12 protein-coding genes and 1 pseudogene are annotated in these 11,902 nt (G+C 33.0%); 6 read left to right on the plus strand and 7 right to left on the minus strand.

Annotated elements, in window-relative coordinates:
• Positions 1-47 precede the first annotated feature (47 nt).
• Positions 48-995: a methionyl-tRNA formyltransferase gene (gene fmt / locus P5P90_RS13770; protein WP_278035188.1), complete on the minus strand. Its 948-nt coding sequence runs from the start codon at positions 993-995 to the stop codon at positions 48-50.
• Positions 995-2,890, minus strand: coding sequence for a RecQ family ATP-dependent DNA helicase (locus tag P5P90_RS13775; protein WP_278035189.1), 1,896 nt, complete (start codon positions 2,888-2,890; stop codon positions 995-997). Before P5P90_RS13775 ends, fmt begins: the two co-directional genes overlap by 1 nt.
• Before the next feature lie 226 nt (positions 2,891-3,116).
• Between P5P90_RS13775 and P5P90_RS13780 the strand changes: the two genes are divergently transcribed.
• The 4 genes and pseudogenes from P5P90_RS13780 (at position 3,117) to P5P90_RS13795 (ending at position 6,421) form a co-directional block, all read left to right on the plus strand.
• Positions 3,117-3,401, plus strand: a complete 285-nt coding sequence (locus tag P5P90_RS13780) for a DUF493 family protein (protein ID WP_278035190.1) — start codon at positions 3,117-3,119, stop codon at positions 3,399-3,401.
• Positions 3,402-3,460: 59 nt separating this feature from the next.
• The gene (locus tag P5P90_RS13785) at positions 3,461-4,177 is read left to right on the plus strand and encodes a DUF4290 domain-containing protein (RefSeq protein ID WP_278035191.1); all 717 of its coding nucleotides are present in this window, start codon (positions 3,461-3,463) and stop codon (positions 4,175-4,177) included.
• Positions 4,178-4,229: 52 nt separating this feature from the next.
• Entirely contained in the window at positions 4,230-5,543 is a 1,314-nt protein-coding gene (murA, locus tag P5P90_RS13790) for a UDP-N-acetylglucosamine 1-carboxyvinyltransferase (protein WP_278035192.1), read from the plus strand.
• A gap of 4 nt (positions 5,544-5,547) precedes the next feature.
• Positions 5,548-6,421, plus strand: a pseudogene (locus P5P90_RS13795) (cation diffusion facilitator family transporter).
• Positions 6,422-6,483: 62 nt separating this feature from the next.
• On the opposite strand, the gene aroQ reads toward P5P90_RS13795, so the two are convergent.
• Positions 6,484-6,897 carry a type II 3-dehydroquinate dehydratase gene (gene aroQ / locus P5P90_RS13800; protein ID WP_278035193.1) on the minus strand — a complete coding sequence of 138 codons (414 nt, stop codon included), beginning with the start codon at positions 6,895-6,897 and terminating at the stop codon, positions 6,484-6,486.
• 74 nt (positions 6,898-6,971) lie between these two features.
• Positions 6,972-7,526, minus strand: a complete 555-nt coding sequence (locus P5P90_RS13805) for a porin family protein (protein WP_278035194.1) — start codon at positions 7,524-7,526, stop codon at positions 6,972-6,974.
• A gap of 341 nt (positions 7,527-7,867) precedes the next feature.
• Here P5P90_RS13805 and P5P90_RS13810 point away from each other — a divergent pair, with 341 nt between their 5' ends.
• On the plus strand, positions 7,868-8,461 hold the full coding sequence (locus P5P90_RS13810) for a porin family protein (protein ID WP_278035195.1): 594 nt from the start codon (positions 7,868-7,870) through the stop codon (positions 8,459-8,461).
• A gap of 75 nt (positions 8,462-8,536) precedes the next feature.
• On the plus strand, positions 8,537-9,439 hold the full coding sequence (xerD, locus tag P5P90_RS13815; protein WP_278035196.1) for a site-specific tyrosine recombinase XerD: 903 nt from the start codon (positions 8,537-8,539) through the stop codon (positions 9,437-9,439).
• Between the two features lie 96 nt (positions 9,440-9,535).
• Here the strand turns inward: xerD and rny are convergent, their stop codons facing one another.
• The 3 genes from rny to P5P90_RS13835 form a co-directional block, all read right to left on the minus strand.
• Positions 9,536-11,098, minus strand: coding sequence for a ribonuclease Y (gene rny, locus P5P90_RS13820; protein WP_278035197.1), 1,563 nt, complete (start codon positions 11,096-11,098; stop codon positions 9,536-9,538).
• Between the two features lie 216 nt (positions 11,099-11,314).
• On the minus strand, positions 11,315-11,602 hold the full coding sequence (locus P5P90_RS13830) for a cell division protein ZapA (protein WP_278035198.1): 288 nt from the start codon (positions 11,600-11,602) through the stop codon (positions 11,315-11,317).
• An 8-nt stretch (positions 11,603-11,610) separates the two neighbouring features.
• Positions 11,611-11,901, minus strand: a complete 291-nt coding sequence (locus P5P90_RS13835; RefSeq protein WP_278035199.1) for a hypothetical protein — start codon at positions 11,899-11,901, stop codon at positions 11,611-11,613.
• Position 11,902 lies beyond the last annotated feature (1 nt).

The following is an 11,902-nucleotide window of genomic DNA, read 5'->3' on the forward strand; positions in this document are numbered from 1 at the left end:
CGTGTTTTTTGGGGTGTTTTTGGCGGTTTTACCTGTTTTTATTGGGCTTAAACTGCTTTTGCCTCTTCTGAAAATGAAATTCCATTAAGCAATTCACCAGTAGTCATTTTCTTTTTACCTGGAAATTGTAAACTTAATACCTGAATAAATCCATCTTTTACAGCTATTTTTAATTCTTTCTTTGAGCTAATGATGGTTCCAGCTTCATGGGTATGGGATTCAGTACTGATTTTCGATTCATAAATTTTCACATTCCATTCTTGGTTTTTATCGGTAAAGAAACACCAAGACGCTGGATAAGGATTTAGACCTCTTATTAGGTTGTGGATTTCAGTTGCCGATTTGTTCCAATCAATCTTACAGTTCTCTTTGTTGAGTTTGTAAGCTGTTTTTATATCATCAGTATCCGTTTGAATAGTTGTTTGAACTTGACCCTTTTCTAGTAAGGCTAGTGTTTTAATTACAGTTTCGCTTCCTAAGTGTATTAAACGGTCGTGAAGTTGGCCTACATTTTCATTTGGTTCAATTGCTGTTTCGGCACTTAAAATCATAGCTCCAGTGTCTATTTTGTCATCAATGAAAAATGTTGTTACACCGGTTTTAGTTTCTCCATTAATAATAGCCCAGTTGATGGGTGCTGCACCTCGGTAGTTAGGTAAAAGGGAGGCGTGAAGGTTAAAAGTACCTAATTTAGGCATTTCCCATACTACTTTAGGCAACATTCTAAAGGCAACCACGACTTGTAGATTGGCATTCAAGGATTTTAATTCGGCAAGAAAGCTTTCGTCTTTTAAATTTGTCGGCTGTAATAAGTTTAGGTTATTTGCTAAAGCATATTCTTTTACTGCCGAATACTTAATTTTTTGACCACGACCAGCTGGTTTGTCAGCAGCGGTAATTACACCTACTACTTCGTAATTGTTTTTTAGTATGCTATCAAGGATTCCTACTGCAAAGTCTGGAGTTCCCATAAATACGATTCGTAATTTTTCCATTATTGTTTTAAGCTATATTTATTGTTTGGTAGTATTAGAATGATTTCGTTTTCTAATAACTCTTGAAGTGCAAAGATAACATCGTCTGAAAGATTATGTAAACTTGTTTGAATTTCTCTCGAACTTAAATCGCCAGTTTTCAATAAATCTACTATTTTTTTAGAGATGGTGGCTTTAGATTCTTTTTTCTCTTTTTTGCTAATGCAGTAAGAGCATATACCACAACTAGTTGTTTTGGTTTCACCAAAGTATTCTAAAAGTAATTGACTTTTACAACAATCGTCTTTTTGGATGTAATTGATTACGGCTTCAAATTGTTGTTTTTTTAATTTATTTTGGTTTTCTAGGTATTTTGCGATTCGATTAATGGTTCGTTCATCTTCTCGAATTTCGTTAAATAGTAATGTTGTGTCATTGTTTTTAGACTGATAGGCAACGATATCTTTTTCTTTTAATTTTTCCAATGCAATTTCTACCTCTGCTTCCGTATGTTTTGATTTTTTTGCAATAAATGGAATATTTAAGTTGATTGGGGTGTCGTAAATTCCGGGATAGGCTCTTAGAATAGTTACTATAATTTCTTCGTCGTTTGGATTGAGACTTGTATAACGAATGACTTCTTTGGAAGGGATAATAAATTGCAAACTTATTTTTTCTGAGAATTCTTGGGATAGACTAATTACCCCTTGACGATCAAGAAACTGAATAGCATTGTATGTTTTTAAAATAGGGAAATTATATCTCTGGCAAAATTGATTCAAATTAAATGAAAATTGTTCGTTGATGCCTTCTCCATAGGCAATTTGGAAATAGTTGCACATTTTGATAAAGACTTCTTTTAAAAAAGTTTTATCTGGAAGAATGTATAAAAACTGATTTTCGGCTTGAGTAATATCGGACGGGCTGCTTAGCAAAATTGCAAACGCTTTTTCTTCATTTCTTCCTGATCTTCCTGCTTCTTGATAATAATTTTCGAGATTATCCGGAAGTTGGATATGTATTACGGTTTTTACATTAGCCTTGTCAATTCCCATTCCAAAAGCATTGGTGGCAACCATAACTTGAACTTCTTCGTCCATCCAGTGTTGCATGTTTTTATTCTTTTCTTTCGTAGGTAAGCCTCCGTGGTAAAATGTTGCTTTGAATCCTAGGGCATTAAGTTGATTAGCGGTATCGCTACAGGCTTTTCGGTTTCTGACATATATAATAGATGGCTGTGGGTTTTTCTTTAAAATTTGTTGAATTCTAAATAGTTTGTCTTCGATTTCAAAAACCATATAGGCTATGTTCTTTCTTTCGAATGATTTTTCAAAGCACAATGGGTTTTCGAGACCTAACTCTTTAATAATATCTTCCTTTACTCTAGGTGTTGCGGTTGCTGTTAGTGCAAGGAAAGGAGTTTTGGGAAAATGAGTTTTTAGATGGGCAATTTTGAGATAGGCAGGGCGGAAATCGTGTCCCCATTGCGAAACACAATGCGCTTCATCAATTGCAATTAAATTGATTGGAAGGTTTTTAATTCGTTCTAAAATCCATTCCGATTGCAAACGCTCGGGAGAAAGATAGAGAAATTTATAGTTCCCATATTGACAATTGTCAAGTAAATCAATTATTTCGTCAGATTTAATGCCTCCAGTAAGTGTAATAGCTTTGATGTTCCGTTTTTGTAAATTAGCCACTTGGTCTTTCATCAAAGCTACAAGGGGTGAAATGACTAAGCAAATTCCTTTTTGCATTAGAGCAGGGATTTGGAAACAAATCGATTTTCCTCCTCCTGTAGGCATTAGTGCAAATGTATCGTGACCATTTAAAACCGCTTCGATAATTTCTTTTTGTGGTGTTCTAAAACTATCGTGGTTCCAGTATTTTTTTAGAATTTGTAGCGGTTCAGACATGTAAATAAGAAATGTTAATTCGTTTTTATAGAGAAAAACGGCAGTTTTTTTTAAGCAAATTTATAGTACTTAGTCCTTAAAAAACTGATTTTAAAGCAAACTTAGTTAAACTAATTTAGAATTTTAAAAAATACGACTATCAAAGTAATGATTTAACTAAAAATCATAGGCTATAATTCCGATTTTAGAATTGAAAGCGTATATTTGCCTTTATTTTTAAAGACAAATGGATAAGAAAACAGAGGAGTTTTTTGATAGATTAAGAACCGAGCTAGAAAAAAGTAATTCTTGGCCAGCGATATATTTGTTTAAATTTATTGTTCCTACTGATGTTGAAAAAATCAAACAAGTAGATGCTGCATTTGATGGTATGGGAGCCGTAATGAAAACAACACAATCTAAAACTGGAAAATTTACTAGTGTATCAATTGACGTTCAAATGCAAAGCCCTCAGGCCGTAATTGATAAATATATCGAAGTTTCTACAATTGAAGGAATCATTTCATTATAATTGTGGAATAATAGTATTTTAGCCTCGCTTTTGTAGTTAAGCTTCAAATAAAACAAATTATGAATCAGAAATATATTAAAGAAAATGCGAATGATGTTGTACATCATCTAGAATATAATGCCGAACGCTCGCATTTGATTATTCCTGAGTATGGGCGTCATTTACAAAAGCTTATCGATCAAGCAACTGAAATTGAAGACGCCGAAACACGAAATAAAGCAGCTAAATACATTATTCAGGTAATGGGAACACTAAATCCTCACTTAAGAGATGTACCTGACTTTCAACATAAATTATGGGATCAGCTTTTTATAATGTCTGACTTTAAATTAGATGTTGAATCACCATATCCTATTCCTTCCCGAGAAGTGTTACAATTGAAACCAGAGGTTTTGAAATATCCTCAAAATTTCCCTAAATACCGTTATTATGGAAACAATATCAAATATATGATTGATGTTGCTAACCAATGGGAAGAAGGAGAAATGAAAAGTGCATTGGTAAAAGTGATTGCTAATCACATGAAAAAATCGTACTTGAGTTGGAACAAAGATACCGTGAAAGATGATGTGATTTTTGAACATCTTTACGAATTATCAGGAGGAAAATTGAACTTGTTACTAAGTACAGAAGAGTTAATAAACACTTCCGATTTGTTACGTACTAACAAAAGAATGTCAAATAAAGTTTCTACAGGGCAACCTAAAATTCAAAATAATAAGAATAATAAAGGGGGCAAAGGGAAAAAATATTCAAATAACAATCAGAAGCAATAGAATTTGCTACTAACCAATAATACAAGTAAAAAATAAAATTGAGATAGATAATATGGGAATCTTTAAAATTGAAGGAGGAATCCGTTTAAAAGGAGAAATTACTCCACAAGGTGCTAAAAATGAAGCATTACAAATATTATGCGCTGTACTTTTAACTTCAGAAAAAGTTACAATCAACAACATTCCCGATATTATTGACATCAATAAATTAATAACACTTTTAGGAAATTTAGGGGTTAAAATAACTAAAAATGCTCACGGGTCGTATACTTTTCAATCTGATGAGGTTAATGTAGGTTATTTAGAAACTGAAGCTTTCAAAAAAGAGGGAGGCGCTTTAAGAGGTTCAATTATGATTGTTGGACCATTATTGGCTCGTTTTGGAAAAGGGTACATCCCAAAACCAGGAGGTGATAAAATTGGAAGAAGAAGATTAGATACTCACTTTGAAGGATTCATCAATTTAGGAGCTAAATTCCGTTATAATAGAGAAGACCATTTTTATGGTGTAGAAACTACCGATGGATTAGTAGGAACCGATATGTTATTGGATGAAGCATCTGTAACTGGAACTGCAAATATTGTTATGGCTGCTGTTTTAGCAAAAGGAAAAACGACTATCTATAACGCTGCTTGTGAGCCTTACTTGCAACAACTTTGTAAGATGTTGAACTCAATGGGAGCCAAAATTACAGGAGTTGGTTCTAACTTATTAACGATTGAAGGAGTTGAACGTTTAGGTGGTTGTGAGCACCGTATCTTGCCAGATATGATTGAAATTGGTAGCTGGATTGGTCTTGCAGCAATGACAAGAAGTGAAATTACAATAAAAAATGTAAGCTGGGAAAATTTAGGTTTAATACCAAATACATTTAGAAAATTAGGTATCACTTTAGAGCGTAGAGGAGATGATATTTACATTCCAACTCATGAAAATGGTTATGAAGTAAAAACAGATATCGATGGATCTATCCTAACTATTGCCGATGCACCATGGCCAGGATTCACTCCTGATTTATTGAGTATTGTTCTGGTTGTTGCTACACAGGCTAAGGGAGATGTTTTAATCCACCAAAAAATGTTTGAGAGTAGATTGTTCTTTGTGGATAAATTGATTGATATGGGAGCTAAAATCATGTTGTGTGACCCGCACAGAGCGGTGGTTATTGGGCATAATTTCAAATCTACTTTGAAAGCCACTACGATGTCTTCACCAGATATTCGCGCTGGAATTTCATTATTGATTGCTGCACTTTCTGCAAAAGGAACAAGCACCATTCAAAACATAGAACAAATCGATCGTGGTTATGAGCGAATTGACGAACGATTAAGAGCTATCGGGGCTAATATTGTTCGTGTAGAATAAAAATATGAATAAAGAACAAAAAGCCGTAGAGGCAACTTACTTTAGTATAATAGGAAATACCTGCTTAGCAATTATAAAAGGCTTAGCAGGTTTTTTTGGCAATTCTTATGCCTTAATTGCGGATGCAATTGAATCTACAACCGATATTTTTGCCTCTTTTTTAGTTTTATTTGGAATTAAATACTCCAATCGACCTGCCGATGAAAATCATCCTTATGGTCATGGAAGAGCTGAACCATTAATTACTTTTTTAGTCGTTGGTTTTTTAATTACTTCGGCAACTATTATAGCATATGAAAGTATCGCTAATATTCAAACACCGCATGATTTACCAAAATCTTGGACCTTATTTGTTTTAGGAGCTATAATTATTTGGAGAAGAATACTCCTTTCAAACTGTGATGAAACGTAGTATAGAAACTAATAGTTCATCATTAAAAGCAGATGCATGGCATCATCGAAGTGATGCAATTACTTCGGTGGCAGCTTTTTTAGGAATTTCAATTGCCTTAGTTCTGGGAAAAGGTTATGAATCTGCAGATGATTGGGCTGCCTTATTTGCCTCTGGTTTTATCATTTACAATAGCTTTTTGATTTTCCGTCCTGCTTTAGGCGAAATTATGGATGAACATTTGTATGATGATTTAATCGAACATGTTCGTCAAGTTGCTTCTAATGTAGAAGGAATAATAGATACCGAAAAGTGTTTTATTCGAAAATCAGGCATGAAATATCATGTAGATTTACACGCAATTGTAAGTGCCGAAATATCCGTAAAAGAAGGGCATCAACTAGCACATATTCTCAAAGATACTTTGCGAAAAGAAATTCCAGAATTAGGACATGTCTTGATTCATATAGAACCAGATGATGAATAATTAAAACACAAAAAAGCGAGTTAAAAGTAAAATCTAACTCGCTTTTTTGTTTTGTGCATCTATTATAAAAAAGATTGAATGGCTAAATCATAGCTTTTTAACCCAAATCCTAAAACAACACCTTTTGCATTTCCAGAAATGTAGGATTGATGACGGAAACTCTCTCTTGAAAAAGTATTCGAAATATGCACTTCTACTACTGGGGTTGTAATACCTTTTACCGCATCACCTATACCAACAGAGGTATGTGTGTAAGCTCCTGCATTTAAAATAATACCATCATACGTAAACCCAAATTCTTGAATTTTGTCGATTAATTCACCTTCAATATTACTTTGGAAGTAATTGAATTCTATAGAATGGAATTTTGCTTTCAATTCTTCGAAATACTCTTCAAAAGTTAAACTTCCATAAATTTCAGGTTCGCGTTTTCCTAATAAGTTAAGGTTAGGACCGTTTATAATGCTAATTTTCATTTTTATCTTTTTTGTAAAAATAAAAAACCGTCCTGAATTATCGGGACGGTTTTTATTATATTTTCTAAGTTTTTTTAGAACATGAGTCCTGCTGATAATTGAATTGTAGAATTCTTGATATCGGCATCTTTAGAAGCTTCAGTCAATCCAAGTCCGTATCGAGCCTGAACAAATATACTTTTTGTGATATTTAAACCTAAACCTCCTACTACACCAAATTCAAAAGTTTCAGGATTTTCCAGATTTACATTTTTTCTGTCACTCAATAAAAATGAAGCCTGAGGGCCTAATTCCAGATTTAAACTTTTGCTTAAACCAATTTTTGCTACAACTGGAATAGAAAGATAACCTAATTCGTTTTTAAATTCCTCAACGGCATTTTTATAAGTTGCTCCTTGAGTAGAATATAAAAGTTCAGGCTGGATTGCAAAACCGTCAAACAGTTTAACTTCAGCTACTAAACCAGCGTGATAGCTTGTAATTGATTCTTTGCTTTCGAAAGCTGGAGGTGTATCTCCGTTTTGGTTTGCAAAGTTAGCTCCTCCTTTGATACCAAAATGTATTGATTGCGCTTGTACAACTGTTGTAATGCTAAATAGCATTATTGCAACTAAGATTATTTTTTTCATGGTGTTAAAAGTTTAAATTTAATTATAGATTTGAGTACGCAAGTTATAACTTCTATTGTTTAAAAATATTATATAATTCAGCGGTATTGTTTTATTTTTTTCATTTTTCAAATATATTAGCGATTATTTTGTAGGTAAAAACGTTAATTTTGTTTTAATGCTGTTTTTTTGAAAAATCACTAAATTAGGTGATATTTCAATTTGTAAGTTATTGATATATTGACTTTTATTTTTTGTGGTTAAGCTCTTTTTTTGTTGTTTTTATTCGCTTCTATATTTTTGAAATTTTTAACTTATAGTAATTCTATTACTTTTGGGTAAATATTAACAAAGTTAATAAGATGAAAAAAATTATTTTAACAGCAATTGCTGCATTTGCTCTAGGAAATGTTTATTCTCAAGAACAAGGAAAATTTAGAGTTGGTTTGGATTTAGGTTATACTGTTCCATCTAATGGAGGTGGAGGTTTACTTTTTTCTATTGAACCAAAATTTAATATAAAAGACAATATGAATGTTGGTTTGCGTATTGGTGGAGCTGCAATGATTAGAGATATAGAAACTGAAGGAGAAACTACTAGTGCTAAAATTTCTGCTAATGGTTCGTATGTTGGGACTTATGATTATTATTTTAATGGTTCAGGGAGTTCATTTGTTCCTTATTTAGGTGGAGGTGTTGGTTATTATTCAATTGCGAATGTTGAATTTGACGATATAGATTCATCTTCTGATGCGACTTTAGATGCAAGTGGTAAAATGGGAGGTTTGATCAGAGGTGGTTTTGAATGGGGTAAATTTAGAATGGGATTGGAGTACAATTTCGTTCCTAAATCAGATTTACAAAATATGTCTGGTGAAAAAATAGCTAGTGTGTCTAATACTTATTTAGGTATTCATTTAGGTTTTTACCTAGGTGGAGGGAAATGGGGAAGATAGTTTTTCAAATTTCAAAATTTCAAACCTCTCTTTTGAGAGGTTTTTTTATATCTATAAAAGTCGTTTATTTGTGGGATGAACTGGAATTTCTATATTAAAAGCTATCAATCGTATCTCAAAATTGAACGTGGTTTGTCAAAGAATACAGTGGCAAATTATTCTTTTGATATTGAGCGTTTGTGTTTGTTTCTTGATACGAACCAAATAGAAGTTTCGCCATTGCAAATTAAAGAAGAAACGATTCAACAGTTTGTTTATGCTATTTCCAGTCAGGTAAATGCACGCTCTCAGGCGCGAATTATTTCTGGATTAAAAAGTTTTTTTAGTTATTTAATTTTTGAAGATTATCGGTCAGATAATCCAATGGAGTTGATTGAGTCACCAAAAACTACTCGAAAATTACCAGATACTTTATCACTGGAAGAAATCGACGCTTTAATTGCCGCTATCGATTTGTCTTCTAAAGAAGGAGAACGTAATAGAGCTATGCTTGAAACTTTATATGGTTGTGGACTTAGAGTATCTGAATTGGTTTCGTTAAAAATATCCGATTTGTTTTTTGATGAAGGATTTATCAAGATTACCGGTAAAGGAAATAAGGAACGGTTTGTGCCTATCGCCAATTTGACTAAAAAATATATCCAGATTTATAAAGATTCAGTTAGACCTGAAATCCCTTTTAAAAAAGAATTTAGTGATACTTTGTTTTTAAATAGAAGAGGGGAACAATTGACGCGAGCAATGGTTTTTACTATTATCAATAATCTGGCTACTCGAATAGGTTTAAAAAAGAAAATTAGTCCGCATACTTTCAGGCATTCGTTCGCTACTCATTTGTTAGAAAATGGCGCCGATTTAAGGTCGATTCAATTGATGTTAGGACACGAATCAATTACAACAACAGAAATCTATTTGCACTTAGACAGGAAGTTTTTGACTGATGTTTTGGAGAATTTTCATCCTAGAAAGAAAATGTAATTACATTCCAAAGATGAAAATTAACAGTCAATAAAAAACTCCAAATCCCAATTATAATTGTTGGAATTTGGAGTTTTTAAAATTAAAATTTTAATCTTATTTAGCAATATTTACTGCTCTTGTTTCTCTAATAACCGTTACTTTAACCTGACCTGGATAAGTCATTTCTGTTTGGATTTTTTGTGAGATTTCAAAAGATAAAGTAGCAGCGTTATCATCTGAAACTTTTTCACTTTCTACGATAACACGTAATTCTCTACCTGCTTGAATAGCATAAGCATTTTTAACCCCTGAGAATCCGTAAGCTACATCTTCAAGATCTTTTAAACGTTGGATGTAAGAATCTAAAACTTGTCTTCTTGCGCCTGGTCTTGCACCCGAAATAGCATCACATACTTGGATAATTGGAGATAATAATGATTTCATTTCAATTTCATCGTGGTGTGCACCAATGGCGTTGCAAACTTCTTCTTTCTCACCGTATTTTTCAGCCCATTGCATACCTAATAAAGCGTGAGGTAAATCACTTTCAGTATCTGGTACTTTTCCTATATCGTGTAATAGACCTGCTCTTTTAGCTAGTTTAACATTTAATCCTAATTCAGCAGCCATCAATCCGCAAAGTTTAGAAACTTCACGTGAGTGTTGTAGTAAGTTTTGACCATAAGAAGAACGGTATTTCATGCGTCCTACTACTTTGATTAATTCTGGGTGTAAACCGTGAATTCCTAAGTCGATTACGGTACGTTTACCTACTTCAATAATTTCGTCATCAATTTGTTTTGCCGTTTTAGCAACTACTTCTTCGATACGAGCCGGGTGAATACGTCCATCGGTTACTAATTTGTGCAAAGACAAACGAGCAATTTCTCTACGAACTGGATCAAAACAAGAAAGGATAATAGCTTCTGGAGTATCGTCAACAATAATTTCGACACCAGTAGCCGCTTCTAAAGCTCTAATGTTTCTACCTTCACGACCAATAATTCTACCCTTAACATCATCCGATTCAATATTGAATACTGATACACAATTTTCTACAGCTTCTTCTGTTCCTACTCGTTGGATTGTATTGATAATGATTTTCTTAGCCTCTTGTTGCGCAGTTAATTTAGCCTCTTCAATAGTGTCTTGGATATGCGACATTGCTTTAGTCTTAGCTTCCGCTTTTAATCCTTCTACTAATTGCTCTTTAGCTTCTTCGGCAGACAATCCAGAGATAAGCTCTAATTGTTGCAATTGGCTTTTGTGAAGTTTATCAACTTCGGCTTGTTTTTTATCTAAATGCTCCACTTTTGCCTGTAATTCGGCTGTTTTTCTTTCAAAATCGTCGTTGATTTTCTTTGCTTTAGATAATTCATTAGAAATTTGAGATTCTTTGTCTCTCGTTCTTTTTTCTACTTCAGCCACTTTTTTATCACGAGCAAGAATTACTTGTTCGTGTTCAGCTTTTAATTCGATAAACTTTTCTTTGGCTTGAAGAATTTTGTCTTTTTTTATGTTTTCAGCTTCAAGATTAGCATCTTTTAAGATAGAAGCGGCTTCTTTTTTAGCGTTTTTGATAAGGTTAGAGATGTTGCTCTTTTCTATGAATTTAGCGATGCTAAAGCCGACTGCAATACCTATAATTCCCGAAATAATAATCGTTAATATGTCCATGTTTGTTTAAAAATTTATATATAAAAAAAGCCTACATTAAGTTGTTTGTATAAACTCGTAAAGACAAGTTTTGAGCTAACTCACTGTTCAAGCTTCCAAACTGAATTGGCTTGCTATAGTAGCGATGATTTGCTCATTTTAATTTGTTAGTGTTGAGTTTACCAAATAATTAACTAATGTAGGCAGTATCTTAGTTGTTTAAAAGAACGTATATTTTTAGAGATTTTCGTCTAAAAAAGCATTAATTTTTTGAATTCTATCAATGGTTTCATCTGCACTGATAGCATTGTCAATTTGTTTTTGTTCCACTTGCGATGCAAACTGCAAAGCACACATGGCTAAAACATCTTGCTTGTCGCGAACAGCATAATTTTCTTCAAATTGCTTAATCATACTATCAATTTTCTTCGAAGCACTTCTAAGTCCTTCTTCTTGACTAGGATCCACAGTCAATGGATACACACGGTCTGCAATTGATATTTTAATTTTAAGCTTTTCGTCCATTGTTTATACTAATCTGATAACTGCGCTATACAGTAATCAATTTCACGAATTAATGAATTTATTTTAAGCTTTGTATCTCTTTTATTTTCTTCGCTGCCGAGTAATGAATTGGCTATTTTAAGTGTTTCATACTGTGCTTTTAAAGCTTCTATCTCTTGAGATTGATTTTGTATGATTTGTGCAGCTTTATTTAATTCGATAGTTAAATCTTGATTGTTTTTTTCTAAATTTCTTAGCTTTAGAATCAGTTTTTCAACTTTACTTTCAAGAGTATCAATTATTTCTGCAATTACACTCATT

This window comes from Flavobacterium nitratireducens, from assembly GCF_029625335.1.
In the GTDB taxonomy this organism is placed as follows: Bacteria; Bacteroidota; Bacteroidia; order Flavobacteriales; family Flavobacteriaceae; genus Flavobacterium; species Flavobacterium nitratireducens.

Coding starts and splice junctions, on each gene's coding strand:
- rny (WP_278035197.1), bottom strand. CDS start 11,098: ATGGACATATTAACGATTATTATTTCGGGAATTATAGGTATTGCAGTC.
- aroQ (WP_278035193.1), bottom strand. CDS start 6,897: ATGAAAATTAGCATTATAAACGGTCCTAACCTTAACTTATTAGGAAAA.
- P5P90_RS13830 (WP_278035198.1), bottom strand. CDS start 11,602: ATGGACGAAAAGCTTAAAATTAAAATATCAATTGCAGACCGTGTGTAT.
- xerD (WP_278035196.1), top strand. CDS start 8,537: ATGAACTGGAATTTCTATATTAAAAGCTATCAATCGTATCTCAAAATT.
- P5P90_RS13775 (WP_278035189.1), bottom strand. CDS start 2,890: ATGTCTGAACCGCTACAAATTCTAAAAAAATACTGGAACCACGATAGT.
- P5P90_RS13785 (WP_278035191.1), top strand. CDS start 3,461: ATGAATCAGAAATATATTAAAGAAAATGCGAATGATGTTGTACATCAT.
- murA (WP_278035192.1), top strand. CDS start 4,230: ATGGGAATCTTTAAAATTGAAGGAGGAATCCGTTTAAAAGGAGAAATT.
- P5P90_RS13810 (WP_278035195.1), top strand. CDS start 7,868: ATGAAAAAAATTATTTTAACAGCAATTGCTGCATTTGCTCTAGGAAAT.
- P5P90_RS13835 (WP_278035199.1), bottom strand. CDS start 11,901: ATGAGTGTAATTGCAGAAATAATTGATACTCTTGAAAGTAAAGTTGAA.
- fmt (WP_278035188.1), bottom strand. CDS start 995: ATGGAAAAATTACGAATCGTATTTATGGGAACTCCAGACTTTGCAGTA.
- P5P90_RS13805 (WP_278035194.1), bottom strand. CDS start 7,526: ATGAAAAAAATAATCTTAGTTGCAATAATGCTATTTAGCATTACAACA.
- P5P90_RS13780 (WP_278035190.1), top strand. CDS start 3,117: ATGGATAAGAAAACAGAGGAGTTTTTTGATAGATTAAGAACCGAGCTA.